Origin of the sequence: Streptomyces albireticuli (assembly GCF_002192455.1) — a bacterium.
Classification (GTDB): Bacteria; Actinomycetota; Actinomycetes; order Streptomycetales; family Streptomycetaceae; genus Streptomyces; species Streptomyces albireticuli_B.
Window position 1 is genome coordinate 5,708,930 of record NZ_CP021744.1, and the last position, 21,988, is coordinate 5,730,917.

21 protein-coding genes are annotated in these 21,988 nt (G+C 72.8%); 14 read left to right on the forward strand and 7 right to left on the reverse strand.

The annotated features are described in order from the left end of the window. Nucleotides 1-86 precede the first annotated feature (86 nt). The 3 genes from SMD11_RS24710 to SMD11_RS24720 form a co-directional block, all read right to left on the reverse strand. Nucleotides 87-647, reverse strand: a complete 561-nt coding sequence (locus tag SMD11_RS24710) for a DoxX family protein (protein WP_087928527.1) — start codon at nucleotides 645-647, stop codon at nucleotides 87-89. A 52-nt stretch (nucleotides 648-699) separates the two neighbouring features. Next, nucleotides 700-1,332, reverse strand: a complete 633-nt coding sequence (locus tag SMD11_RS24715) for a TIGR03085 family metal-binding protein (RefSeq protein WP_087928528.1) — start codon at nucleotides 1,330-1,332, stop codon at nucleotides 700-702. Between the two features lie 123 nt (nucleotides 1,333-1,455). Next, nucleotides 1,456-2,268 carry a hypothetical protein gene (locus SMD11_RS24720; protein WP_159395350.1) on the reverse strand — a complete coding sequence of 271 codons (813 nt, stop codon included), beginning with the start codon at nucleotides 2,266-2,268 and terminating at the stop codon, nucleotides 1,456-1,458. Between the two features lie 223 nt (nucleotides 2,269-2,491). Here SMD11_RS24720 and hisI point away from each other — a divergent pair, with 223 nt between their 5' ends. The 14 genes from hisI to SMD11_RS24790 all read left to right on the forward strand — a co-directional run bounded on the left by hisI (nucleotide 2,492) and on the right by SMD11_RS24790 (nucleotide 18,458). Next, nucleotides 2,492-2,872: a phosphoribosyl-AMP cyclohydrolase gene (hisI, locus tag SMD11_RS24725; RefSeq protein WP_087930716.1), complete on the forward strand. Its 381-nt coding sequence runs from the start codon at nucleotides 2,492-2,494 to the stop codon at nucleotides 2,870-2,872. 11 nt (nucleotides 2,873-2,883) lie between these two features. After that, nucleotides 2,884-4,410: an anthranilate synthase component I gene (locus tag SMD11_RS24730; protein ID WP_087928530.1), complete on the forward strand. Its 1,527-nt coding sequence runs from the start codon at nucleotides 2,884-2,886 to the stop codon at nucleotides 4,408-4,410. Nucleotides 4,411-4,511: 101 nt separating this feature from the next. Continuing rightward, nucleotides 4,512-5,165, forward strand: coding sequence for a TIGR02234 family membrane protein (locus SMD11_RS24735; protein WP_087928531.1), 654 nt, complete (start codon nucleotides 4,512-4,514; stop codon nucleotides 5,163-5,165). Nucleotides 5,166-5,277: 112 nt separating this feature from the next. Continuing rightward, a complete protein-coding gene (locus SMD11_RS24740; RefSeq protein WP_087928532.1) occupies nucleotides 5,278-5,511 on the forward strand; it encodes an HGxxPAAW family protein in 234 nt (77 codons plus the stop codon). A gap of 107 nt (nucleotides 5,512-5,618) precedes the next feature. Further along, the gene (locus SMD11_RS24745) at nucleotides 5,619-6,053 is read left to right on the forward strand and encodes a DUF2752 domain-containing protein (RefSeq protein ID WP_087928533.1); all 435 of its coding nucleotides are present in this window, start codon (nucleotides 5,619-5,621) and stop codon (nucleotides 6,051-6,053) included. A gap of 202 nt (nucleotides 6,054-6,255) precedes the next feature. After that, nucleotides 6,256-7,065, forward strand: coding sequence for an indole-3-glycerol phosphate synthase TrpC (gene trpC, locus SMD11_RS24750; protein ID WP_087928534.1), 810 nt, complete (start codon nucleotides 6,256-6,258; stop codon nucleotides 7,063-7,065). 6 nt (nucleotides 7,066-7,071) lie between these two features. Next, nucleotides 7,072-7,236, forward strand: coding sequence for a tryptophan biosynthesis modulator TrpM (trpM, locus tag SMD11_RS37370; protein WP_087928535.1), 165 nt, complete (start codon nucleotides 7,072-7,074; stop codon nucleotides 7,234-7,236). Nucleotides 7,237-7,289: 53 nt separating this feature from the next. Next, the gene (trpB, locus tag SMD11_RS24760) at nucleotides 7,290-8,534 is read left to right on the forward strand and encodes a tryptophan synthase subunit beta (RefSeq protein ID WP_087928536.1); all 1,245 of its coding nucleotides are present in this window, start codon (nucleotides 7,290-7,292) and stop codon (nucleotides 8,532-8,534) included. Beyond that, the gene (gene trpA, locus SMD11_RS24765) at nucleotides 8,531-9,346 is read left to right on the forward strand and encodes a tryptophan synthase subunit alpha (RefSeq protein ID WP_087928537.1); all 816 of its coding nucleotides are present in this window, start codon (nucleotides 8,531-8,533) and stop codon (nucleotides 9,344-9,346) included. The genes trpB and trpA overlap by 4 nt, the downstream gene beginning before the upstream one ends. A gap of 64 nt (nucleotides 9,347-9,410) precedes the next feature. Next, nucleotides 9,411-10,190 (forward strand): DsbA family protein, encoded by a 780-nt coding sequence (locus SMD11_RS24770; RefSeq protein ID WP_087928538.1) that lies wholly within the window; start codon nucleotides 9,411-9,413, stop codon nucleotides 10,188-10,190. A 111-nt stretch (nucleotides 10,191-10,301) separates the two neighbouring features. Beyond that, nucleotides 10,302-11,165 (forward strand): prolipoprotein diacylglyceryl transferase, encoded by an 864-nt coding sequence (lgt, locus tag SMD11_RS24775; RefSeq protein ID WP_087928539.1) that lies wholly within the window; start codon nucleotides 10,302-10,304, stop codon nucleotides 11,163-11,165. A gap of 222 nt (nucleotides 11,166-11,387) precedes the next feature. Next, nucleotides 11,388-12,119 carry a VIT1/CCC1 transporter family protein gene (locus SMD11_RS24780; protein WP_087928540.1) on the forward strand — a complete coding sequence of 244 codons (732 nt, stop codon included), beginning with the start codon at nucleotides 11,388-11,390 and terminating at the stop codon, nucleotides 12,117-12,119. 311 nt (nucleotides 12,120-12,430) lie between these two features. Continuing rightward, a complete protein-coding gene (gene gltB, locus SMD11_RS24785; RefSeq protein WP_087928541.1) occupies nucleotides 12,431-17,005 on the forward strand; it encodes a glutamate synthase large subunit in 4,575 nt (1,524 codons plus the stop codon). After that, entirely contained in the window at nucleotides 16,998-18,458 is a 1,461-nt protein-coding gene (locus SMD11_RS24790) for a glutamate synthase subunit beta (RefSeq protein ID WP_087928542.1), read from the forward strand. Before gltB ends, SMD11_RS24790 begins: the two co-directional genes overlap by 8 nt. A 138-nt stretch (nucleotides 18,459-18,596) precedes the next feature. Here the strand turns inward: SMD11_RS24790 and SMD11_RS24795 are convergent, their stop codons facing one another. Genes SMD11_RS24795 through SMD11_RS35535 form a run of 4 tightly spaced genes read right to left on the reverse strand, consistent with a single transcriptional unit; the run spans nucleotide 18,597 to nucleotide 21,935 of the window. Beyond that, a complete protein-coding gene (locus SMD11_RS24795) occupies nucleotides 18,597-19,265 on the reverse strand; it encodes a family 16 glycoside hydrolase (protein WP_087928543.1) in 669 nt (222 codons plus the stop codon). Further along, nucleotides 19,262-20,455: a non-hydrolyzing UDP-N-acetylglucosamine 2-epimerase gene (gene wecB, locus SMD11_RS24800; protein WP_087928544.1), complete on the reverse strand. Its 1,194-nt coding sequence runs from the start codon at nucleotides 20,453-20,455 to the stop codon at nucleotides 19,262-19,264. Before wecB ends, SMD11_RS24795 begins: the two co-directional genes overlap by 4 nt. Before the next feature lie 44 nt (nucleotides 20,456-20,499). Next, the gene (locus tag SMD11_RS24805) at nucleotides 20,500-21,762 is read right to left on the reverse strand and encodes a glycosyltransferase (RefSeq protein WP_087928545.1); all 1,263 of its coding nucleotides are present in this window, start codon (nucleotides 21,760-21,762) and stop codon (nucleotides 20,500-20,502) included. Further along, nucleotides 21,759-21,935, reverse strand: coding sequence for a hypothetical protein (locus SMD11_RS35535; protein ID WP_159395351.1), 177 nt, complete (start codon nucleotides 21,933-21,935; stop codon nucleotides 21,759-21,761). Before SMD11_RS35535 ends, SMD11_RS24805 begins: the two co-directional genes overlap by 4 nt. Nucleotides 21,936-21,988 lie beyond the last annotated feature (53 nt).

Consider the following 21,988-nt stretch of genomic DNA (forward strand, 5'->3'; position numbering starts at 1 on the left):
CACCGCGCGGTAGTGCGGGACGGGGGTCCGGGGGCCTGCCCCGGTTGGGGGAAGAGGCGGGGTGGGGAAAAAGCCCTGCCCGCCCCCTAGTCGCGCGTCAGAACAATGGCCAGCGCCGCCAACGACGCCAGAAGAATCGCCCCCACCCCGTACGACAGCCGATGCGCCCGCAGCACCGGCAGATAGTGGTCCACCGCGTACCGCCCCGGGCCCGTGAGCGCCAGCCCCGCCGACGCCACGGCGATCAGCAGCGGGAATTCCACACCGCTCGGCAGGAAGAAATCGCCCCACGTCACCACCAGGGCGTTGATCATCGTGCCCAGCACCGCCGCCGCGGCCAGCGGGGTGAGCAGGCCCAGGAACAGCCCGGCCCCGCCCAGCGTCTCGCTGAGCGCGGCCACGACGGCCATCGCTTTGCCCGCCGGATAGCCCGACTGGGTGAAGAACTTCCCCGTCCCGTCGATCCCGGGGCCGTCGAACCAGCCGAAGAGCTTCTGCGTGCCGTGCCCCATCATGATGAGGCCGATCATCAGGCGGAACAGCAGCAGCCCCAGGGAGACCCCCGTCGGCAGCGCGGTGGCCCCCTGGCCGCCCAAGGGGCCACCGAGGGAACTGGTGAGGGAGGTGGTTCTGTGGCGGGACGCCATGTCGGCACCTTCTTCCGATCGGGATCCGGTCGGCCCCTTGCCCTCAGGGGGCTCAGATACCCAGTGTCGCCCCACGAAGCTTCGCGAGCGCGTCCGCGTCACCGTCCTGTTCCACCCGGGCCGCGTCCTGCCGGCCGAAGAGGAACAGCGTCAGCTCGCCCGGCTCGCCGGTGACCGTCACCACCGGGGCGCCCCGGTGCGCGATCGCCGTCCGCCCGTCGGGCCGCCGCAGCACCAGCCCCACCGGCGACCGGCGCCCCAGCATCCGCGCCACCCGCTCCAGCCGCGCCCACAGCGCGTCCGCGAAGACGGGGTCCGGCTCCCGGGGCGTCCAGTCCGGCCGGGCCCGGCGGACGTCCTCGGTGTGCACGAAGAACTCCACCGTGTTGGCGGCCTCGTCGATCTGCTTGAGGGCGTACGGGGACAGCCGCGGCGGCCCCGTACGGATGAGCTGGATCAGCTCCTCGTACGGCTTCGCGGCGAACTCGGCCTGCACCCGCTCCAGCCGTGGCGCCAGCGCCTTGATCACCAGGCCGGCGGAGGCGTCGGCACGGCGCTCGCGCACCACGACATGGGCCGCGAGGTCCCGGGTCCGCCAGCCGTCGCAGAGGGTGGGGGCGTCCGGGCCCGCCATCTCCAACAGATCGGCGAGGAGCAGGCGTTCGCGCTGCGCGTGGGTCGACATGCGCCCCACCTTACGACTGGCGCCCCTCCGGGGCCACGGCACCGCGCGGAGCGTGGGACGGGGACCCGGAGGCTCGCCCCCGGTTCCGGGAAGGGGCGGGGCCGGGGAAAAGCCCCCGCGTCCCTAGTCCGGCAGCGCCTCCGTCAGCTTCGCGCCGCCCGGCCCCGTGCTCCGGGTGATCGTGCACGTGACCTCGGACTGGCCGCGGTCGTACGTCGACTTGGCCGGATAGAGGGTGTACGAGTAGTACGTGCGGCCGTCGGCTATGGAGCGCACCCGGGCCTGGGCCTTCTTCTCGCAGAGGTCCTTGGCCTTGGCCTGGATGTCCATCTCCGTGGAGAACGTGCCCGTCAGCATCGCGTTGCCGATGACCTCGCCGTCGTGGCTCGTGTCGCAGGACCGCGTGGTCACCCGGGTGACACCGCTGCTCAGGTGCGGGTGGTCGAAGCACTGGCCGGGCTTGAGCACCACGTACGGCACCCGGGACACGGACGGCGCCGACGGGCCGGCGGAGCCCGACGGGTCGAAGCCCGAGGGCGCGTCGGAGGGCGAGCTGGGCGTCGCGGACGGGGCCTCGGACGGCGCGGCGGACGAGACCGAGGGGCTCGGCGAGGGCTTCCCCTTCGCGGACGGCTCGTCGTCACCACCACCGGAGGTGAGGATGACGCCGCCCACTATCAGGCCCGCCACCAGCACGGCCGCGACCACGATGGCGGCGACCTTCGCGCCGTTGCCGCCCGAGGGCGGGGGCGGCGGGGGTGCGAACTGCCCGTACTGGCCGAAACCCTGCTGGGGCTGGGGCTGGCCGTAAGGATTGCCGTACGGCTGGGCGGGCGGCTGGGCCGGCGGCTGCGGCGGCCCGAAGCCCTGGGGCGGTCCGAAACCACCGCCGTGGCCAGGCGGTTGCGGGGGGTTCGGCGGCGGCGGAGAGGTCATGCGCGACAGCATGCCGTACGCCACTGACAGCCCCACCGGCGGGATCCCGATCCGAACGCCCCGCCCCCGCGCCCGTACGGGACCCGCGCCCGTAGGCCGGCTCTGACCCGCGCGCGTACCCGCACCCGCGCCCGCGGCGGAGGAAGTGACCCCGACCACCGTTGCTCGGTCAACGCTGCCCCGCACCCGCGCCCGCGGCGGCGGAAGCGGCAGAATGGACCGCATGACCGGCACCACCCGCCCCACGCCCCCCGGGGCCTCCGCCCTCGACCCCGCCATCGCGTCCCGCCTCAAGCGCGACGCCGACGGCCTGGTCCCCGCCATCGCCCAGCAGTACGACACCGGCGAGGTCCTCATGCTCGGCTGGATGGACGACGAGGCCCTGCACCGCACCCTCACCACCGGCCGCTGCACCTACTGGAGCCGCAGCCGCCAGGAGTACTGGGTCAAGGGCGACACCTCCGGCCACGTCCAGCACGTGAAGTCGGTGGCCCTCGACTGCGACGCGGACACCCTCCTCGTCAAGGTCGACCAGGTCGGCGCCGCCTGCCACACCGGTGACCGCACGTGCTTCGATGCCGACGTCCTGCCATCGGCCAAGTAGCATCCGCTGCCATGGCAGCCACGACCCCGGGTGACATCGCCCCCGACGCCGCAACCTTCCGTACGCTCGCGAAGGACCGCCGGGTCATCCCGGTCACCCGGCGGTTCCTCGCCGACGGGGACACCCCCGTCGGCCTCTACCGCAAGCTCGCCGCCGAGCGCCCCGGCACCTTCCTGCTGGAGTCCGCCGAGAACGGCCGCACCTGGTCCCGCTACTCCTTCGTCGGCGTCCGCAGCGCCGCCACCCTGACCGTCCGCGACGGCGCCACCCACTGGCTCGGCACCCCGCCCGTCGGCGTCCCCACCGACGGCGACCCGCTGGAGACCCTGCGCGCCACCGTGGCCGCCCTGCACACCCCGCGCGACCTCATCGAGGGCACCGGACTGCCGCCCTTCACCGGCGGCATGGTGGGCTACCTCGGCTACGACATCGTGCGCCGCCTGGAGCGGATCGGCGAGCACGGCGCCGACACCCTCGGCCTGCCCGAGCTGACCATGCTCCTCACCTCCGACCTCGCGGTCCTCGACCACTGGAACGGCACCGTCCTGCTGATCGCCAACGCGATCAACCACAACGACCTCGACACGGGCGTCGACGAGGCCTACGCCGACGCCGTCGCCCGCCTCGACGCCATGGCCGCCGACCTGCACCGGCCCGCCCCCACCGACCCCACCGCCCTGCCGCCCTCCGAGCTCCCCGAGTACACCGCCCGCTGGGGCGGCCCCGACTACATGGCGGCCGTGGAGGACATCAAGGAGCGCATCCGCGCGGGCGAGGCCTTCCAGGTCGTCCCCTCCCAGCGCTTCGAGACGCCCTGCGAGGCCTCGGCCCTCGACGTCTACCGCGTGCTCCGGGCCACCAACCCGAGCCCGTACATGTACCTGCTCCGCTTCGACGGGTTCGACATCGTCGGCTCCAGCCCCGAGGCGCTCGTCAAGGTCGAGGACGGGCAGGCCTTGGTGCACCCCATCGCCGGCACCCGGCCGCGCGGCGCCACCCCGCAGGCCGACGCCGCCCTCGCCGAGGAGCTCATGGCCGACCCCAAGGAGCGCGCCGAGCACCTCATGCTCGTCGACCTCGGCCGCAACGACCTCGGCCGGGTCTGCGAACCCGGCAGCGTCGAGGTCGTCGACTTCATGTCGATCGAGCGCTACAGCCACGTGATGCACATCGTCTCCACCGTCACCGGCCGCCTCGCCCCCGGGCGCACCGCCTTCGACGTGCTCACCGCCTGCTTCCCCGCCGGCACCCTCTCCGGCGCCCCCAAGCCCCGCGCCATGCAGATCATCGAGGAGCTGGAGCCCGCCCGCCGCGGCCTGTACGGCGGCTGCGTCGGCTACCTCGACTTCGCCGGGGACTCCGACACCGCCATCGCCATCCGCACCGCCGTGCTGCGCGACGGCACCGCCTACGTGCAGGCCGGCGCGGGCGTCGTCGCCGACTCCGACCCGGCGGCCGAGGACGCCGAGTGCCGCAACAAGGCCGCCGCCGTGCTCCGCGCCGTCCACTCCGCGAACCGGCTCACCCACCGGTCCTGAGCCGCGCGGGGCCGCCGAGGCGCGCCCCGGAGCCGCCCCGGGGCGCCCGCACGGGGACCCCCGGGGCGCCCGCCCGGCACCGACGAGAGATAGTGGTAACCGTGAGCGCAGCCGTACCCCACCCCCGCCCCCATGTCGAGCCCGCCGCCCGTACCGGCGCCGGCCGCCGGCGCAGCGTCGGCACCGCCCTGCTGGCGGGCGCCGCGGGCGCGGCACTCGTCCTCCTGGCGGGCGGCCGCACCTGGTCCGAGGGCACCACCCGGATCAATGGATCCGCCGTCGCCCAGAGCGCCAGCGGCCAGGACGTCGGCGGCCTGCCCGGCGCCCTCGCCGTCGTCGCCCTCGCCGCGCTCGTCGCCGTCTTCGCCGTCCGCGGCGTCTGGCGCACCGTCGTCGCCGGCCTGCTCGCCCTGAGCGGCGCGGGCGTCGTCGCCGGCGCGGTCACCGGCGCCACCGACACCGCCGCCCTGGAGGAGAAGGCATCCCGGGCCAGCGGGCTCACCGGCGCCGCCATAGACGGCGTCAGCCACACCGCCTGGCCCTGGGTCGCCCTCGCCGGCGGCGTGCTGCTCCTGCTCGCCGGGCTCCTCGCCCTGCGCTACGGCCGCCACTGGCCCGCCATGTCCAGCCGCTACGAGCGCGACGGCACCCCCCGGCCGCGCCGCGCCCGCACCGCGCCCGACCCCGAGCGCCCCGAGGAGCTGTGGAAGGCCCTCGACCGCGGCGAGGACCCCACCGGCGACACCCGGCCGTGACGCCTTCCTGACACGCCCCACCCCAGAGCGAGGCGGCCCCGGCCGTCGGGGACAATGACCATGAGCGTTCCCCGCGCCCCAGGGCGCGCCACAGCAACGAGGAGTCTTACTCATGTCGGGTAGCAGCCACGGACACACCCCGGCCGCCTGGACCGGTGTCACCATCGCCTTCATCGGCTTTTGCGTCTCCGGCGCGTTCATGGTGGCGGCCAAGCCGGCCGGTTTCTGGGCGGGCATCGTCGTGATCGCCCTCGGCGGCGTCGTCGGCGGCATCATGCGCATGATGGGCCTCGGCCAGGCGCCCAAGACCGCTGTCAAGAAGGCGCAGCCGCAGACCCAGGGCTGACCGCCCCCGGAGCTCGTTGCGAAGAGGGCGCGGCCCCGGGACCCGTACGGCGGAATCCGCCGGGTCCCGGGCCGCGCCTTCGCGCTGCCGGGCGGAGACTGGGGAGCGTGAGCGACAGCGCCGGCGGGGCCGCCCCCGCCCGGGCCGCGGCGCGCCGCCTGAGCGTGCCGCTCGGCGTCGGCGCGGGCGTCGCCGCGGCCGCCTGCTACGTCGCCGCCGTCGACCCCCACCGGCCGGGCCACTACCCCGCCTGCCCCCTGCTGCGGTACACCGGCCTGTACTGCCCCGGCTGCGGCGGGCTGCGCGGTCTGCACGCGCTGTGCCACGGCGATCTCGCCGCCGCCCTGGGCGCCAACGCCCTCGCCGTCGCCGGCTACGCCGCCTTCGCCCTGCTCTGGGCCGTCTGGGCGGTCCGGGCGCTGCGCGGTGCCGGCGGGGTCTCGCCGCTCCCGAAGGCCGCCCACCGGTGGGCGCTGGGCGCGCTCGTCCTCGCCTTCACGGTCGTACGGAACCTGCCGTTCGGCGCCGCTCTCGTCCCGTAGCGGGCGCGTCCGTGAGCCGTCGGCGATCATTCAATCGATCTCGTACGCATTCCCCGGGTGTCCACTGGGCATCCACGGAGTGGGACCCGCGTCAACCGGATGCGAAACCTTCGCCCTCCGGCAAGTACCATCGCAGTGCCTGGTGAGGATGTTGTCCGCCCCACCAGCCCAGACCAGCCGAGTCCGGAAGGGGGCCGCTCGCGTGAGTGTGCTCGACGAGATCATCGAGGGCGTCCGTGCCGACCTCGCGGAGCGGCAGGCGCGCGTCAGCCTCGACGAGCTCAAGGAGCGGGCGGCCAAGGCCCCGCAGGCCAAGGACGGCGTCGCCGCCCTCCGCGGCGAGGGCGTCAGCGTCATCTGCGAGGTGAAGCGCTCCAGCCCCTCCAAGGGCGCGCTCGCCGCGATCGCCGACCCCGCCGGCCTCGCCGCGGACTACGAGGCGGGCGGCGCGGCCGTCATCAGCGTGCTGACCGAGCAGCGCCGCTTCGGCGGCTCGCTCGCCGACCTGGAGGCCGTCCGCGCCAAGGTCGACATCCCGATCCTCCGCAAGGACTTCATCGTCACGGCCTACCAGCTCTGGGAGGCGCGGGCCTACGGCGCCGACCTGGTCCTGCTGATCGTCGCCGCGCTGGAGCAGGAGGCCCTGGTCTCCCTGATCGAGCGGGCCGAGTCCATCGGCCTCACCCCGCTGGTCGAGGTGCACGACGAGGAAGAGGTCCAGCGCGCGGTGGACGCCGGCGCCCGGATCATCGGCGTCAACGCCCGCAACCTCAAGACCCTGGAGGTCGACCGCGGCACCTTCGCCCGCGTCGCCCCCGAGATCCCGGACGGCATCATCAAGATCGCCGAGTCCGGGGTGCGCGGCCCGCACGACCTCATCGCCTACGCCAACGACGGCGCCGACGCCGTCCTGGTCGGCGAGTCCCTGGTGACCGGCCGCGACCCCAAGGGCGCCGTGGCCGACCTGGTGGCCGCCGGGGCCCACCCGGCGCTGCGGCACGGGCGGGGCTGACCGCACATGGGGGCGTACGCGCGCTTGGCCCGGGGATGCCGTCCCCGGGGCTGCCGTGCGCCCGCGCGCCGCGTGCTCGGCCGGCGCGTGCGTTACCACATCGGCTGTGAGCCGGGGCAGATCAACGGAATGCGATGGCGCGGCGGCGCCGTATCCGCCGCGGGCCACTGAGGCACCGCTCTTTTCCGTAGACCGCACCGTCACGCCTTTCGAGGAGTACGCACGTGTCCTCTGAATTCTTCATCCCGGACCCGGAGGGTCACATCCCGAGCGCCGAGGGTTACTTCGGCGCCTTCGGCGGTAAATTCATCCCCGAGGCCCTCGTCGCCGCCGTGGACGAGGTCGCCGTCGAGTACGAGAAGGCCAAGGCGGACCCCGCCTTCGCCGCCGAGCTCAACGACCTCCTGGTCAACTACACCGGCCGCCCCAGCGCCCTGACCGAGGTGCCGCGCTTCGCCGAACACGCGGGCGGCGCCCGGGTCTTCCTCAAGCGCGAGGACCTCAACCACACCGGCTCGCACAAGATCAACAACGTGCTGGGCCAGGCGCTGCTCACCAAGCGCATGGGCAAGACCCGCGTCATCGCCGAGACCGGCGCCGGCCAGCACGGCGTCGCCACCGCCACCGCCTGCGCGCTCTTCGGCCTGGAGTGCACCGTCTACATGGGCGAGGTCGACACCGAGCGCCAGGCGCTCAACGTCGCCCGGATGCGGATGCTCGGAGCCGAGGTCGTCGCCGTGAAGTCCGGCAGCCGCACCCTGAAGGACGCCATCAACGAGGCGTTCCGCGACTGGGTCGCCAACGTCGACCGCACCCACTACCTCTTCGGCACGGTCGCCGGCCCGCACCCCTTCCCGCAGCTGGTCCGCGACTTCCACCGGGTGATCGGCGTCGAGGCCCGCCGGCAGATCCTGGAGCGCGCCGGCCGGCTGCCGGACGCCGCCGTGGCCTGCGTCGGCGGCGGCTCCAACGCCATCGGCCTGTTCCACGCCTTCCTGCCCGACACCGGCGTCCGGCTCATCGGCTGCGAGGCCGGCGGACACGGCCTCTCCAGCGGCGAGCACGCCGCCACCCTGGCCGCCGGCACCCCCGGCATCCTGCACGGCTCCCGCAGCTACGTCCTCCAGGACGAGGACGGCCAGATCACTGAGCCCTACTCCATCTCCGCCGGGCTCGACTACCCCGGCATCGGCCCCGAGCACTCCTACCTCAAGGACGCCGGCCGCGCCGAGTACCGCGCCGTCACCGACGACGAGGCCATGCAGGCGCTGCGACTCCTCTCCCGCACCGAGGGCATCATCCCGGCGATCGAGAGCGCCCACGCGCTCGCCGGCGCGCTGGACCTCGGCAAGGAGCTGGGCGAGGACGGGCTGATCCTGGTGAACCTCTCCGGGCGCGGCGACAAGGACATGGACACGGCGGCCCGCTACTTCGGGCTGTACGACGCCACCGAGGGGGCGGCCAAGTGAGCGGCAACATCGAACTGCTGAACAGCGCCCTGGCCACGGCCCGGGCCGAGAACCGCGCCGCCCTCGTGGGCTACCTCCCGGCCGGCTTCCCCACCGTCGACGACGGCGTCCGCGCCGTCACCGCGATGCTCGAAGGCGGCTGCGACATCGTCGAGGTCGGGCTGCCGCACAGCGACCCGGTCCTCGACGGCCCGGTCATCCAGACCGCCGACGACATCGCCCTGCGCGGCGGCGTCAAGATCGTCGACGTGCTCCGCACGGTCCGCGAGGCGCACGCCGCGACGGGCGCCCCGGTCCTGGTCATGACGTACTGGAACCCCGTGGACGCCTACGGCGTCGAGCGGTTCGCCGCCGACCTCGCCGAGGCCGGGGGAGCGGGCTGCATCCTCCCCGACCTCCCGGTCGAGGAGTCCGAGGTGTGGCGCAAGGCCGCCGAACAGCACGGCCTGGCCACGGTGTTCGTGGTCGCGCCGAGCAGCCGCGACGACCGACTCGCCCGGATCACCGCCGCGGGCACCGGCTTCGTCTACGCCGCCTCCCTGATGGGCGTCACCGGCACCCGGGAGTCCGTCGGCCACGAGGCGCAGGAGCTGGTGCGCCGCACCCGCGCCGTGACCGAGCTGCCCGTCTGCGTCGGCCTCGGCGTCTCCGACGCCGCGCAGGCGGCCGAGGTCGCGCAGTTCGCCGACGGCGTCATCGTCGGCTCGGCCTTCGTCAAGCGCCTGCTGGAGGCCCCCGGCCTGGAGGCCGGCCTGACCGCGGTGCGCGCCCTCGCGGGTGAACTCGCCGAAGGCGTACGCAAGCGCGCGTAACTCTTTTGATGGAACCGACGACCGGGGGCGCGCAGGCCGCGCCCCCGGTTCGTTGTACAGGGACGTGAGCCAGAAGAACTCTGAGGGAAAGCGCAGCGCCCGCGAGCGCCTGCAGGAACAGCGCCTGAAGGAGGAGAGCCGCACCAAGCGCAAGCGGACCCTGATCGCGGCCGTGGTCGTGGTGGCCGTCCTCGGCGCCGGCGCCGGCATCGCCGCCCTGGTCGCCGGCGGCAAGGACGACAAGAAGAAGACCGCCGGCCCCCTGGTCGCCCCGCAGGGCGCCACCGGCAAGGACACCGTGACCATCCCGGTCGGCAAGCCCGACGCCAAGTCCACCCTGACCATCTACGAGGACTTCCGCTGCCCCGGCTGCGGCCAGTTCGAGCTCGGCTTCCGCGACACCATCCGCGACCTGGAGGCCAAGGGGCAGCTCAAGACCGACTACCACCTGGTCACCCTGATCGACGGCAACCTCCGCGGCTCCGGCTCGCTCAACGCCGCCAACGCCGCCGCCTGCGCCCAGGACGCCGGGAAGTTCGCCGCGTACCACGACCTGCTCTTCAAGAACCAGCCGCAGGAGACGGACGACGCCTTCGGCAAGAAGTCCCGGCTGCTGGAGCTGGCCGGCCAGGTCCCCGGCCTGGACACCCCCGCCTTCCGCAAGTGCGTCGAGGACGGCACCCACGACAGCTGGGTGAAGAAGTCCCAGGACGCCTTCAGCAAGTCCGCCTACCACGCCACCCCGACCGTGCTGCTCAACGGCAAGGACGTCTACGGCGACCAGAGCAACCCGCTGACCCCCGACAAGCTGCGCCAGATGGTCACGGCCAAGGCCAAGGGCTGAGCGCGCCCCCGTGCCGGGCGGCCGGGCGCCGCGCCCGCCGGTGCGTTACGCAGCTGTTGTGCCGGGTGGGTTGCCGCGTTCCCGTCCCGGCAGGGTAGCGTCGGTGCTGCCATGGAAATCGCTTACATTCCCAGCCCGTCGACCGGGGTGGTCCATCTCGGACCGGTCCCGCTGCGCGGCTACGCCTTCTGCATCATCATCGGCGTCTTCGTCGCCGTCTGGCTCGGCAACCGACGCTGGATCGCGCGGGGCGGCCGGGCGGGCACGGTCGCCGACATCGCCGTGTGGGCGGTGCCCTTCGGGCTCGTCGGCGGTCGCCTCTACCACGTGATCACCGACTACGAGCTGTACTTCGGTGAGGGCCGTGACTGGGTCAACGCCTTCAAGATCTGGGAGGGCGGCCTGGGCATCTGGGGCGCCGTCGCCCTGGGCGCCGTCGGCGCCTGGATCGGCTGCCGGCGCCGTGGCATCCCGCTGCCGGCCTGGGCGGACGCCCTCGCCCCCGGCCTCGCCGTGGCCCAGGCCATCGGCCGCTGGGGCAACTGGTTCAACCAGGAGCTGTACGGCAAGGCCACCGACCTGCCGTGGGCCCTCAAGATCGACGCGGACCCCGCCATCGGCCGTGTCGCCGGCACGTACCACCCGACGTTCCTCTACGAGTCGCTGTGGTGCCTGGCCGTCGCGGCGCTGGTGATCTGGGCGGACCGCCGCTTCACCCTGGGCCACGGCCGCGCCTTCGCCCTGTACGTGGCGGCGTACACCGTCGGCCGCTTCTGGTTCGAGTACCTGCGCGTCGACGACGCCCACCATGTGCTGGGCCTGCGGCTCAACGGCTGGACGTCGATCGTGGTCTTCATCGGCGCGGTCGTCTACATGGTCCTCTCGGCCAAGCGGCGCCCCGGCCGCGAGGCCGTGGTGGAGCCCGCCGCGGCCGAGGACGCCGGGAAGGCCCCGGAGCCCGCCAAGAAGGCCTGACCCGCCGCCCGACGGCTGCTGCCGATCGCCTCGATGATCGGTATCCGATCGGCACATGATCGGCGGCAGCCCAGGGAATTTTCCCGGCCTCTCCGCAAACCCGCAGGTCAGAGAGGTAAGTTCGGCCTTCCTTGCTAGCGGATCATGGCTGTTCGTGCGTACCTTCGATTTTGTCGGGGCGGGCGACGGGCCCTTCCCGAGGGGAAGGGAGCACCCGGAGACATGTCTGTCCTCGAAGCCGTCGAGGCGCCGCACGTAGCGCATCGCGACAACCACACGCACCGTGACGTGAACGGCGGCTGGCTGCGGCCGGCGGTCTTCGGTGCGATGGACGGCCTGGTCTCCAACGCCGCGCTGATGACCGGTGTCGCGGGCGGCGCCGCCTCCTCCGGGACGATCGTGATCGCCGGCCTCGCGGGCCTGGCCGCCGGTGCCTTCTCCATGGCCGCCGGCGAGTACACCTCCGTCGCCTCGCAGCGCGAGCTGGTGCTGGCCGAGCTGGAGGTGGAGCGCCGCGAGCTGCGCAAGCACCCGGCCGACGAGCTGGCCGAGCTGGCCGCGCTCTACGAGTCGCGGGGCGTCGAGCCCGAGCTCGCGCTGGAGGTCGCCATGCAGCTGTCCCGCGACCCCGAGCAGGCGCTGGAGATCCACGCCCGCGAGGAGCTCGGCATCGACCCCTCCGACCTGCCCTCCCCGGCGGTCGCCGCCGTCTCGTCCTTCGGCTCCTTCGCGCTGGGCGCCCTGCTGCCGCTGCTGCCCTACCTGCTGGGCGCCACCCAGCTGTGGCCCGCCGTGCTGCTCGCCCTGCTCGGACTCTTCGCCTGCGGGGCCGTCGTGGCCCGGGTGACGGCACGCAGCTGGTGGTACAGCGGCCTGCGCCAGCTGGTGCTCGGCGGAGCCGCCGCCGGTGTGACTTACCTCCTCGGTATTGCGTTCGGCACCGCATTGGGGTGATGCTTATGCGGGCTGCCGCATAACGTCAGCGTTACCTCGCGGTTTCAAGCCCTTGACGATCGGGCACAATCCGGAAGCGCAGCGGGCAACGCCGCCCGCTCTGCGCTGCGTCCGGCGCGGCCGGGCCGGGCGATCCCTCGGCCTCCGGAGCTCGCCACCTCGTCCGCAGTGTCCACATGCTGGATTGAATCGTCCGCTTTCCGAGAAGCGGCCCATCATGTAACCTGCACCAAATTTTCTTCGCAGAGGGCCAACGTCGTCCCTCGGCACATGCACATGCCATGACTGCCATGACGACGACGGGAGAGCCGATGCGTGCCGCATCCCACCCCGCCCAGCAGGGGATGTACGACCCGCGAAACGAGCACGACGCCTGTGGCGTGGGCTTTGTCGCGACCCTTACCGGCGAGGCGAGCCACGCGCTCGTGGAGCAGGCCCTCACCGTTCTGCGGAATATGGAACACCGTGGCGCCACCGGCTCCGAGCCCGACTCGGGCGACGGCGCGGGCATCCTCCTCCAGGTCCCCGACGCCTTCCTGCGGGCGAGCGTCCCCTTCACCCTCCCCGAGGCCGGCTCCTACGCCGTCGGCATCGCCTTCCTCCCCGCCGAGGAAGCCGCCGCGGACGCCGCCGTCTCACACATCGAGACGATCGCGGCCGAGGCGGAGCTCACCGTCCTCGGCTGGCGCGACGTGCCCGTCACCCCCGACCTGCTCGGCAACGGCGCCCGCGCCACGATGCCCGCCTTCCGCCAGCTCTTCGTCTCCGGCCGCCCGGCCGACGGAGCGGCGCCGAGCGGCATCGCCCTCGACCGCAAGGCGTTCGTGCTGCGCAAGCGCGCCGAGCGCGAGGCCGGCGTCTACTTCCCCTCCCTGTCCTCCCGCACCCTCGTCTACAAGGGGATGCTCACCACCGGACAGCTGGAGCCCTTCTTCCCGGACCTCTCCGACCGGAGCTTCGCCACCGCCATCGCGCTGGTCCACTCCCGCTTCTCCACCAACACCTTCCCGAGCTGGCCGCTCGCCCACCCCTACCGGTTCGTCTCCCACAACGGTGAGATCAACACCGTCCAGGGCAACCGCAACTGGATGCGGGCCCGCGAGTCCCAGCTCGCCTCCGGCCTGTTCGGCGGCGACGACAACCTCGCGCGGACCTTCCCCGTCTGCACCCCCGACGCCTCCGACTCCGCCTCCTTCGACGAGGTCCTGGAGCTGCTCCACCTCGGCGGCCGCTCCCTGCCGCACAGCGTCCTGATGATGATCCCCGAGGCCTGGGAGAACCACGCCTCCATGGACCCGGCCCGGCGCGCCTTCTACCAGTACCACTCCACCCTCATGGAGCCCTGGGACGGACCCGCCTGCGTCACCTTCACCGACGGCACCCTCGTCGGCGCCGTCCTCGACCGCAACGGCCTGCGCCCCGGCCGCTACTGGGTCACCGACGACGGCCTCGTCGTCCTCTCCTCCGAGGTCGGCGTCCTCGACATCGACCCGGCCAAGGTCGTCCGCAAGGGCCGCCTCCAGCCCGGCAGGATGTTCCTCGTCGACACCGCCGGGCACCGCATCATCGAGGACGACGAGATCAAGGCCCAGCTCGCCGCCGAACAGCCCTACGGGGACTGGCTGGAGGCCGGCCTGATCGACCTCGCCGACCTCCCCGAGCGCGAGCACATCGTGCACACCCACGCCTCGGTCACCCGCCGCCAGCAGACCTTCGGCTACACCGAGGAAGAGCTCCGCGTCATCCTCGCCCCCATGGCCAGGACCGGCGCCGAACCCATCGGCTCCATGGGCACGGACTCGCCCATCGCGGCCCTCTCCGAGCGCCCCCGGCTGCTCTTCGACTACTTCACCCAGCTGTTCGCGCAGGTCACCAACCCGCCCCTGGACGCCATCCGCGAGGAGCTCGTCACCTCGCTGATCTCCTCCCTGGGCCCCGCGCGCAACCTCCTGGACCCGACCGCGGCCTCCTGCCGCAGCGTCACCCTGCCCTTCCCCGTCATCGACAACGACGAGCTCGCCAAGCTCATCCACATCAACGCCGACGGCGACCTGCCCGGCCTGAAGGCCGCCACCCTCTCCGGCCTCTACCGCGTCAGCGGCGGCGGCGAGGCGCTCGCCGCCCGCCTGGAGGCGATCCGCGCCGAGGCCGACGCAGCCATAGCGGCCGGCGCCCGCCTCATCGTGCTCTCCGACCGGCACTCCGACGCCGAGCACGCCCCGATCCCCTCCCTGCTGCTCACCTCGGCCGTCCACCACCACCTCATCCGCACCAAGCAGCGCACCCAGGTGGGCCTGCTGGTCGAGGCCGGCGACGTCCGCGAGGTCCACCACGTCGCGCTCCTCATCGGCTACGGCGCCGCCGCCGTCAACCCGTACCTCGCGATGGAGTCCGTCGAGGACCTCGTCCGCGCCGGCACGTACTTCCGCGACCTCCCGGACACCGGCCCCGAGGACGCCATCCGCAACCTCATCAAGGCCCTCGGCAAGGGCGTCCTCAAGGTCATGTCCAAGATGGGCATCTCCACCGTCGCCTCCTACCGCGGCGCCCAGGTCTTCGAGGCCGTCGGCCTGGCCGGCGACTTCGTCGACACCTACTTCCACGGCACCGCCACCAAGATCGGCGGCATCGGCCTGGACGTGGTCGCCCAGGAGGTCGCCGCCCGGCACGCCAAGGCCTACCCCGCCACCGGCATCGCGGCCAGCCACCGCCGCCTCGACATAGGCGGCGAGTACCAGTGGCGCCGCGAGGGCGAACCGCACCTCTTCGACCCCGACACCGTCTTCCGGCTCCAGCACGCCACCCGCGCCCGCCGCTACGACATCTTCAAGCAGTACACGCAGCGCGTGAACGAGCAGTCCGAGCGGCTGATGACGCTCCGCGGGCTCTTCGGCCTGGCCGGCGACCGCCCGGCCGTCCCCCTCGACGAGGTCGAGCCCGTCAGCGAGATCGTCAAGCGCTTCTCCACCGGCGCCATGTCGTACGGCTCCATCTCCCGCGAGGCCCACGAGACCCTCGCCGTCGCCATGAACCAGCTGGGCGGCAAGTCCAACACCGGTGAGGGCGGCGAGGACCCCGAGCGCCTCCACGACCCGGCCCGCCGCTCCAGCATCAAGCAGGTCGCCTCCGGCCGCTTCGGCGTGACCAGCGAATACCTGGTCAACTCCGACGACATCCAGATCAAGATGGCGCAGGGCGCCAAGCCCGGCGAGGGCGGCCAGCTGCCCGGCCACAAGGTCTACCCCTGGGTCGCGAAGACCCGGCACTCGACCCCCGGCGTCGGCCTGATCTCGCCGCCCCCGCACCACGACATCTACTCCATCGAGGACCTCGCCCAGCTGATCCACGACCTCAAGAACGCCAACCCCGAGGCCCGCATCCATGTGAAGCTGGTCTCCGAGGTCGGCGTCGGCACGGTCGCGGCGGGCGTCTCCAAGGCCCACGCCGACGTCGTCCTGATCTCCGGCCACGACGGCGGCACCGGCGCCTCGCCGCTCACCTCCCTCAAGCACGCGGGCGGCCCCTGGGAGCTCGGCCTCGCCGAGACCCAGCAGACCCTGCTCCTCAACGGCCTGCGCGACCGCATCGTCGTACAGACCGACGGCCAGCTCAAGACCGGCCGCGACGTGATCATCGCCGCCCTCCTGGGCGCCGAGGAGTTCGGCTTCGCCACCGCGCCGCTGGTCGTCTCCGGCTGCGTCATGATGCGCGTCTGCCACCTCGACACCTGCCCCGTCGGCATCGCTACCCAGAACCCCGTCCTCCGCGAGCGGTTCTCCGGCAAGGCCGAATTCATCGTCAACTTCTTCGAGTTCATCGCCGAAGAGGTCCGCGAGCTCCTCGCCGAGCTGGGCTTCCGCACCCTGGAGGAGGCCGTCGGCCACGCCGAGCTCCTCGACACCGGCAAGGCCGTCACCCACTGGAAGGCCCAGGGCCTGGACCTGGCACCGCTGCTGCACGTCCCGGAGCTCCCCGACGGCGCCGTCCGCCACCGCGTCACCGAGCAGGACCACGGCCTGGCCAAGGCCCTCGACAACGAGCTCATCGAGCTCGCCGCCGACGCCCTCGCCGTGCCCACCGCCGAGGACGCCCGGCCCGTCCGCGCCCAGGTGCCCATCCGCAACATCAACCGCACCGTCGGCACCATGCTCGGCCACCGGGTGACCCGGAAGTTCGGCGGCGCCGGACTGCCCGACGACACCATCGACATCACCTTCACCGGCTCCGCCGGCCAGTCCTTCGGCGCCTTCCTGCCCCGCGGCGTCACGCTGCGCCTGGAGGGCGACGCCAACGACTACGTCGGCAAGGGCCTCTCCGGCGGCCGGATCGTCGTCCGCCCCGACCGCGGCGCCGACCACCTCGCGGAGTACTCCGTCATCGCCGGCAACACCCTCGCCTACGGCGCCACCGGCGGCGAGCTCTTCCTCCGGGGCCGGGTCGGCGAGCGGTTCTGCGTCCGCAACTCCGGCGCCACCGTCGTCTCCGAGGGCGTCGGCGACCACGGCTGCGAGTACATGACCGGCGGCCGCGCCGTCGTCCTGGGCGAGACCGGCCGCAACTTCGCGGCCGGCATGTCCGGCGGCGTCGCCTACGTCATCGACCTCGACCCCGACAACGTCAACAAGGAGCTGGCCGGCGCCGTCGACACCCTCGACGCCGACGACCGGCAGTGGCTGCACGACGTCGTGCGCCGCCACCACGAGGAGACCGCCTCCACCGTCGCGGCCCGCCTCCTCGCCGACTGGGACGCGGCGGCCGACCGCTTCCGCAAGGTCGTCCCGGCCACCTACAAGGCAGTGCTCGCCGCCAAGGACGCCGCCGAGCGAGCGGGTCTCCCCGAGAACGAGACCCACGAGAAGATGATGGAGGCGGCGACTCATGGCTGACCCCAAGGGCTTCCTGACCACCGGCCGCGAGGTCGCGCGGACCCGCCCCGTCGGCGAGCGCGTCAAGGACTGGAACGAGGTCCACGTCCCCGGCTCCCTGCTGCCGATCATCAGCAAGCAGGCCGGCCGCTGCATGGACTGCGGCATCCCGTTCTGCCACAACGGCTGTCCGCTGGGGAACCTCATCCCCGAGTGGAACGACTACGCCTACCGCGAGGACTGGCGCGGCGCCAGCGAGCGGCTGCACGCGACCAACAACTTCCCCGAGTTCACCGGCCGCCTCTGCCCCGCACCCTGCGAATCCGCCTGTGTGCTCGGCATCAACCAGCCGGCCGTCACCATCAAGAACGTCGAAGTCACCATCATCGACAAGGCCTGGGACAACGGCTCCGTCACCCCGCAGCCGCCCGAGCGGCTCTCCGGCAAGACCGTCGCCGTCATCGGCTCCGGCCCGGCCGGGCTCGCCGCCGCCCAGCAGCTGACCCGGGCCGGCCACACCGTCGCCGTCTACGAGCGCGCCGACCGCATCGGCGGCCTGCTCCGCTACGGCATCCCCGAGTTCAAGATGGAGAAGCGGCACATCAACCGCCGCATCGAGCAGATGCGCGCGGAAGGCACCAAGTTCCGCACCGAGGTGGAGATCGGCCGCGACATCGACGCGGCCAAGCTGCGCAAGCGCTACGACGCCGTGGTGATCGCCGCCGGCGCCACCACCTCCCGCGACCTCCAGGTGCCCGGCCGCGACCTCAAGGGCATCCACTTCGCCATGGAGTACCTGCCCCTGGCCAACAAGGTGCAGGAAGGCGACCTGACGGTCTCCCCGATCAGCGCCGAGGGCAAGCACGTCGTGGTCATCGGCGGCGGCGACACCGGCGCGGACTGCGTCGGCACCGCCCACCGCCAGGGCGCCGCCTCCGTCACCCAGCTGGAGATCATGCCGAAGCCGGGGGAGGAGCGGAACCCGGGCCAGCCCTGGCCCACCTTCCCCATGCTCTACAAGGTCACCTCGGCCCACGAGGAGGGCGGCGAGCGGGTCTACTCCGTCTCCACCACCCACTTCGAAGGCGACGAGGACGGCAACGTCCAGTGGCTGCACCTCGTCGAGGTGGAGTTCAAGGACGGCAAGCTCACCCAGCTGGCGGGCACCGAGCGGCGCATCCCCGCCCAGCTCGTCACCCTCGCCATGGGCTTCACCGGCACGGACGTGAAGAACGGCCTGGTCGACCAGTTCGGCCTGGAGCTGGACGCGCGCGGCAACATCGCCCGCGACGCCGACTACCGCACGAACGTCCCCGGCGTGTTCGTCGCCGGCGACGCGGGGCGCGGCCAGTCGCTCATCGTCTGGGCCATCGCCGAGGGCCGCTCCGCGGCGCGCGGCGTGGACCGCCACCTCACCGGCGCCAGCACGCTGCCCGCGCCGGTGCGGCCGACGGACCGGGCGCTCACCGTCTGACGCGCCCTCCCGAACACGCGGCGCCCGCCCTTCCCCGACCGGAGACGGGCGCCGCGGCGATCCGCCCCGGACGGGCCGACCTCCTCGGCCCGTCCGGGAGCACCCTTACGGTGGTCAGGAGCGACCGGGGGACGGCCGTCAGCCGTCCAGCGGGCGCACCACCAGATCCCGGAACTCCACCTTGGCGTCCTCCGAGTACACCCCGACCGCCCCCTCCAGATAAGGGCGCTCGTGGTCCTGGTAGGCGACCAGCCCCTTCCCGCCGACGCTCACCTCCATCCGCGTCCCGCGCTGCGCGATCCGCACCTGCGACCACTCGCCGACCGGGAAGTTCCCCGCCCCGGTCGCCAGGAAGCGCTGCCCGCCGCCGTACGCGGGGTCCCGCTTGCCGAGCTCCCAGCCGTTGGGCTTCAGGGTGAGGTAGTAGAAGTGCTCCGGGTCGGTGTACGCCCAGACCAGCCACGGCACCTCCCACGGGTTCGGCCGCGGCGTCCGCAGCTGGGCGACCGTCCGCATCCGCGCCTGGAAGTCCACCGTCCCGTACCGCGCGGTGGAGACGATCAGCCCGGCGTGGGTCTCCTCGGCGACCGTGGCCGGCTTGGGCGAGAGCTCCAGCCCGTCGTGGCGGCCGATGTTCTCGCCGTGCCCGTCGAACACCGACCGCCACGGGCCGTGCACCGATCCCTCGGCCCACGGCCGTTCCGGCCCGTCGTCGTCCCCCCACAGCGCGCTCACCGCCAGGGCGGCGCCCGCCACCACGGCGGCGGCGAGCAGTGCGAGGCCGAGCAGCCGGTGAACTCTCGTCATGCCGTCGAGTATGACCCCGGGCCCTCGGGACGGGAGGCGACCAGCGGGACGACGCCCCGATCGGGTCCGGCGTCCGCACCGAAGTCCTCCGCGAGCTGCGCCACGATCCGGTCCGTGGCGTGGCCGTCCCCGAAAGGATTACCCGCCGTCGCCATCCGCTCGTAGGCGACGGGGTCGTCCAGCAGCCGCACGGCCGCCTCCAGGATGTGCTCCGGTTCGGTGCCCACCAGCAGGGCCGCGCCCGCCTCCACCGCCTCGGGGCGCTCGGTGGTCGTGCGCAGCACCAGGGCGGGCTTGCCGAGGCTGGGCGCCTCCTCCTGGATGCCGCCGGAGTCGGTCAGCACCAGGTCGCAGGCGGCCAGCGTGGCGGAGAAGTCGACGTAGCCCAGCGGCTCCACGACCCGGATGTGCGGGTGCCCGGTCAGCTCGGGCAGCAGGGCCTCCCGGACGGCGGGGCTCTTGTGCAGCGGTACGACCATCTCGACGTCGCCGCGGTCGGCCAGCCGCCGCATGGCGTTGCCCATCGCCCGCATGGTGGCGCCCTGGTTCTCCCGCCGGTGCAGGGTGAGCAGCACCCGCCGCAGCCCGGTCTCGAAGTGGTTGTGCCCGGTGCCCTCGGACAGCACCCAGAGGAGGTTGTCGATGACGGTGTTGCCGGTGGTGAACACCTCCGCCTCCGGCACCCCTTCGGCCGCCAGGTGCGCCGCGGCGCGCGGCGTGGGGGCGAAGTGCCAGCGGGCCAGCCGGCCTATCAGGCGCCGGTTGGCCTCCTCGGGGAAGGGGTTGTCGAGCACCCCGGTGCGCAGCCCCGCCTCGACGTGGGCGATGGGGATGCGCTCGTAGAACGCGGCGAGGGCGCCGGTCAGCGCGGTCGTGGTGTCGCCCTGCACGAGGACGAGGTCGGGCCGCTCGGCGCGGAACACCTCGCCGAGGCCGTCGACCAGACGTGCCGTCAGGGTCGAGAGCTGCTGCCGGTCGCGCATCACGTCGAGCTGGGTGTGCACGGGCACCCGGAGGAGCTCCAGCATCTGCTGGAGCATCTCGCGGTGCTGGCCGGTGGTGACGACGATCGGCTCGAAGAGCGGGGAGGCGGCCATGGCGCGGGCCACGGGCGCCAGTTTGATGGCCTCCGGACGCGTACCCAGCACGAGCATGGCGCGTACGGGCGCGCTGATGATGTTCGGGGACATGGTTCTCCCTAGAAAGGGCCTGTCTGGTGGGCGGCGGAGGTGGTTCAGGTGCGCGCGGTCTTCAGCCACGTCTGCTTGCCGGTGAGCATCCGCCAGAGCCCCCACCAGCCGGCCGCGAACCAGATGTAGCCGTAGAAGACGAAGACGTGCGAGAGCAGGACGGCGCGCAGCAGCCCCAGCCCCCGCTCGCGCCGGGAGTAGACGAACGCGTAGGCGTACGCGGCGGTGAAGGACAGCACGTACGGGCCGAGCACCCACAGGGGTGAGATCAGCGGCCGGCCCGCCTGCACGGAGCCGATGGCCGTGCCGGTCAGGGCGACGAGGAAGGACAGCGGCAGCAGCGAGGTGAGCAGGATCAGCACCGGGCTGGAGAGGTGGTAGAGCAGGTCGACCGCGGCCCGGGTGGGCACCTCGCGGAGGATCAGCGGGACCAGCCCGGCGGACTGGAGGTGGCCCTGGAACCAGCGCGAGCGCTGGCGCACCAGGCGCCGCACGTCGAGCACGGCCTGCTGGGAGACCGCCGCGGTGGTGCAGTGCTGATTGGTCCAGCCGCCCGCGATCAGGCGGACCCCGAGGTCGAGGTCCTCGGTCAGCGAGTCGCTCCAGGGCCCGCCACCGTCTGCGCCCATCAGGGTGTCCAGCGCGGCGAGCCGCATGAACTGGCCGTTGCCGCCCATGCCGACGCTGCCGATGTAGCGCCGGGCGCTCTGGAAGATGTCGCCGTAGATGACGAACTCCATGTCCTGGAGCCGGGCCAGCAGGCCCTTGTCGCGGTTGTACATCCGCACACCGATCTGGGTGCCGCCGGTGCGCGGGTTGTCGAAGTAGGGGTCCACGGCCTGGACCACGTGCGGGTCGAGCCGGCCGTCGGCGTCGACGACGCAGACGATGACGTCGTGCGGGTCGTAGCCGTCGAGCAGGCCGGACGAACGCAGGTGCCGGATGCCCGCGTTGAGGGCCGCGCCCTTGCCGCGCCGGGCGTCGGGAAGGTGCCGCTGGAGCAGCTGGACCCGGCCCGGTGTGGCGCGGGCGGCGGCCCGGGCGATCTCGGCGGTGCCGTCGTCGGAGGCGTCGTCGATGACGAGCGCCATGAAGTTGCCGGCGGGCAGCCCGGTGATCCGGGCCAGGCTCTCGGCGAGGACCCGCTCCTCGTTGAGACAGGCGAGCAGGAAGACGTAGAGACGCTGCCGGCGCGGGCCGTGGGCGCGGCGGATCCGGCGCCGGGAGAGCACGAAGAGCGTGGCGTTGTAGCAGCCGGCCATCACGATGATCGCGATGGCGGACCAGAGCAGGAGTTCGGTGATCAAGTCCGGTCACCGGTGTTCGGGCCGGCCTGGTGCAGCCGGAACCACAACTTGATCGAGAGCAGGGCTATCGCGGCCGATACGTAGAGCAGAAAGCCCGCACCCGCGACTTCCTGGAGCCCCCGGGCAAAAGGAATGCCCGGCAGGACCTCCGGGGCGGCCGTCAGCCCTCCCATGGGCAGGACTGTCCCCAGAGCCGGTTTTCCGTACATGAGTTCCCCCCGATTTC